General features: G+C 51.8%; 4 protein-coding genes. 1 reads left to right on the top strand and 3 read right to left on the bottom strand.

Annotated elements, in window-relative coordinates; translation table 11 throughout:
- Positions 1-679: 679 nt before the first annotated feature.
- Positions 680-1,282 carry a BRO-N domain-containing protein gene (locus J3U95_RS28055; RefSeq protein WP_229520140.1) on the bottom strand — a complete coding sequence of 201 codons (603 nt, stop codon included), beginning with the start codon at positions 1,280-1,282 and terminating at the stop codon, positions 680-682.
- Between the two features lie 280 nt (positions 1,283-1,562).
- Here J3U95_RS28055 and J3U95_RS28050 point away from each other — a divergent pair, with 280 nt between their 5' ends.
- On the top strand, positions 1,563-1,967 hold the full coding sequence (locus J3U95_RS28050) for a DNA-binding transcriptional response regulator (RefSeq protein ID WP_208281745.1): 405 nt from the start codon (positions 1,563-1,565) through the stop codon (positions 1,965-1,967).
- A gap of 27 nt (positions 1,968-1,994) precedes the next feature.
- On the opposite strand, the gene J3U95_RS28045 is transcribed toward J3U95_RS28050, so the two are convergent.
- Together J3U95_RS28045 and J3U95_RS28040 are read right to left on the bottom strand one after the other, a co-directional pair.
- On the bottom strand, positions 1,995-2,588 hold the full coding sequence (locus tag J3U95_RS28045; RefSeq protein ID WP_208281744.1) for a recombinase family protein: 594 nt from the start codon (positions 2,586-2,588) through the stop codon (positions 1,995-1,997).
- 256 nt (positions 2,589-2,844) lie between these two features.
- Positions 2,845-2,994, bottom strand: a 150-nt coding sequence (locus tag J3U95_RS28040; protein ID WP_208281746.1) for an IS3 family transposase, incomplete at its 5' end; no start/stop codon positions are given.

The raw sequence follows: 2,994 nt of genomic DNA, 5'->3' as shown, positions 1-2,994 counted from the left end.
TGCCGCCATCCTCAATCGCTTCACGCGCTTGGGCACGCCCACGACCGTAGCGGTGACCATGCCGTAAATCCGTCTGGGGTTTGGGGTACTACGCGCTCAATTGATTTATGCAACAAAGCCGGTCTTTGAGAAAAGACCATATGTTTTTTCCATTTGGTCTCCACCTATGTGGATACTTAGCAAACTATGGAACCCAAGTAATCTATAGTAAATCTTTAGTATTGCCCCCCTACCCCCCACGGTAAGCGGTCCCTCTCTCTTAGGTGTGGATTTTAGCTCTGTAGGGTTTTCAGTCTTGGAGACTGTGGCTGTATCGGTCAGGGGCTGACCTGAGAGCACCTGATAGAGCTTTACCGTTGCCTGTCTACAGGATGAGCCAACACTCAAGGGCTGAACTGTTCCGCCCAACTCGACTGCGTTACATGCCTTAATGGGTGGCCTGTAAGTAGCACTCTTGCGATGACTTCACGGGGTATGCCCTCACGTAGCAGCATGTTCTCCGCCCGCCGTAGGTCGAATTGTTTGATGACTAAGGCTGCATTTACGTAGGCCGCATAAACTTCATTGCGCCGTCGGCAAAAGTTTGGTTGGTCGGGTCTCATAGCTCTAGCATGGCCCCTATTGCCCCTAAAGGCAACTAGGTTTTTACTAGGCAGTTTGAGCGATTCCTTAGGCGGGGTTATCTTGAAAACTGTTTGGGTCCGCTACGGCGTCTTACACGCCCTCGATTCATCATTTTCAACGCCATGTACCGCGCATCCTTTTCTTCCTGATGCTCGCTTTTGAGCCTTAACGCCTTCGCCATGGCAAGGTCTGAAATATTTGCCTGCATGGTCTCAACGGTAGTGCTTACTTCGTCTTCAGTAAGGCATCCAGCGAGTAGCCTTTCTTCCCCTTGGACGTACAGGCCATCCTTCCGAAGTGCGGGTAGGACGCTATGCGTAACCCATCGTTGGAAATCCTTTGCTTCTCGCTTCCGGCTTCGGAAAACCAAGGCATACAGACCGTGTTCGTTGATGGTCGCATGAGACTGAGTTCCCCCAAGGGTGTCGGTAGTAGCTACACCCTTTTCATCGGGGTCTAGTGTAGCCAGCGCGTCGCGGCTGTTTTTGATGCCCAAGGCGGCGCAAACGTCAGCAGCGACGAACCAAGGGTTTCCCTGGTGGTCAACATCGGTACGAATAGCGTTGTCATTGAACTGGAATAGACTTGGAGTAGGGTTAGGGGTAGCGTTGGGCAGCGGCGCAAGGGCGTCCATCGCCATAGGGTTATGGTTGGTCATGATCTATTGAGGTTGGGTTCGCAGGAAGGGCAGCGCGGAGCGCGGATGCTCATGAGCGGAGGTCGGCACCACGACATAGGGATGCCGGGTTTCTCCTAAGGTGTGGATTTTAGGTCTACCCTATTGGTTGTCTATGATAAGAAACCGTTAGTTTCATGTGCCCAACAAAAAAAATGCTTAAAAAATAGGCAGATCAAGCCCGTTGAGATGGACGTTCCCGACAATCTGTATGCTCGACCATGTATGATGTTCTCGGTACAAACCCGTTACAGAAAAGGCCATGACTATTGCGGTTCTCGTTATCGAGAAAGACGCGCTAACACGCGAGACCATCCTCTACATGCTGGAGGCTTTGAACTATCGTGCTGTTGGTGTAGAGGGGACTGAGAACGCCCTAGGGGCGCTGCATGGTGTCCACTTTGACGTATTGATGTGTAGCCTGTCGCATGACGATCCTGAGGGCCGTATCGTTGCCTACGAGGCTAAGGCATTACAGGAACACCTTAAGGTGATCGTAATCAGCGGTCGAGGTCGGGAGAAGGACTTTGCGCCTTTGGTTGACGCCTTTGTCCCTAAGCCATTCACGTTGCAGACAATCGACCATGCGATTAAACAGGTTCTTCCGGTCCGATATTTGACTACGACTGACCAAGATACCTTTATGATCCGCGCACAGGGCAAGTAGTCGTTATCCCTCTCTCCGCGCAATGCCTCAAGTAACCGCTTCCAAGGCCATCCCCGCCCGTACTCGCATGATGGTTTGGCGGGACGTAGCGAACCCTTTAGCGATCTGAGCGATTGCAATGCCCGCCTTAATCTGGTCTTTGACTTGTCGCTGTTGATCGGTACTAAGGACCTGCTTACGTCCTAAGGTCTTGCCTTCGGCCTTTGCACGGTTAAGACCTGCATTGGTTCGCTCAATGAGTAAGTCACGTTCAAACTCTGCTACGGCGCTTATGACCTGCATCGTCATTTTGCCTGCTGGACTGGTCAAATCCGCCCCTCCAAGCGCCATACAATGAACTCTGACGCCTACAGCTTCTAAACGCTCAACTGTAGCCCGAACGTCCATCGCATTGCGGCCTAAGCGGTCGAGCTTCGTCACGACGAGTACGTCGCCCGATTCCAGTTTATCGACCAGTTTGGCGAACCCTTTGCGCTCCATTGCAGCTACTGAGCCTGACACGGTTTCGGTAACGATCCGTTTAAGGTCAACCGCAAAACCAGCAGTGGCGATTTCCTGTACTTGGTTGGCGGTCGTTTGGTCGGCGGTGGAAACGCGGCAGTAAGCGAAGACACGGGACATTAAGGTTCCTCATGGTGTACGTAGACGATGTACGTATTATAGGGCATGTACAAAACTCTGTGGGGCTAATATTCGTACAAGGCTTTCCCTAATGTCCGTAGACGGTCGTTTTCGTACTCTTCCAACAGGTTGTTGCTTGAAGGGGCCAATGTAAGGACAATTTCGTTTTCCTACATGGCTTTAGGTCGTGTATGTATGGCTGAGGCGCTACAATTGCCAAAGTATGTCCGCAGTGGCGTGAATCGCCACGACTTTTCTAGACACTCGAGAGCCGCTGGAAATACTGCTTTTCATACTCAGCTGGCGACATGTCATTGCTGAAGCTGTGCCGGCGCTTCGGATTGTAGAACATCTCGATATAGTCGAAGATGTCCTGCCTGGCCTCGTCGCGGGTAATGTAGATCCG

It is taken from the genome of Massilia oculi (assembly GCF_017582745.1).
GTDB lineage: Bacteria > Pseudomonadota > Gammaproteobacteria > Burkholderiales > Burkholderiaceae_D > Telluria > Telluria oculi_A.
Note: the sequence above shows the minus strand (reverse complement) of the source record. Positions and strands in the feature narration are given on the sequence as shown.

Bases quoted from the DNA above. Each gene is read 5' to 3' on its own strand.
- J3U95_RS28045 (WP_208281744.1), bottom strand. From the start codon at position 2,588: ATGTCCCGTGTCTTCGCTTACTGCCGCGTTTCCACCGCCGACCAAACG.
- J3U95_RS28050 (WP_208281745.1), top strand. From the start codon at position 1,563: ATGACTATTGCGGTTCTCGTTATCGAGAAAGACGCGCTAACACGCGAG.
- J3U95_RS28055 (WP_229520140.1), bottom strand. From the start codon at position 1,282: ATGACCAACCATAACCCTATGGCGATGGACGCCCTTGCGCCGCTGCCC.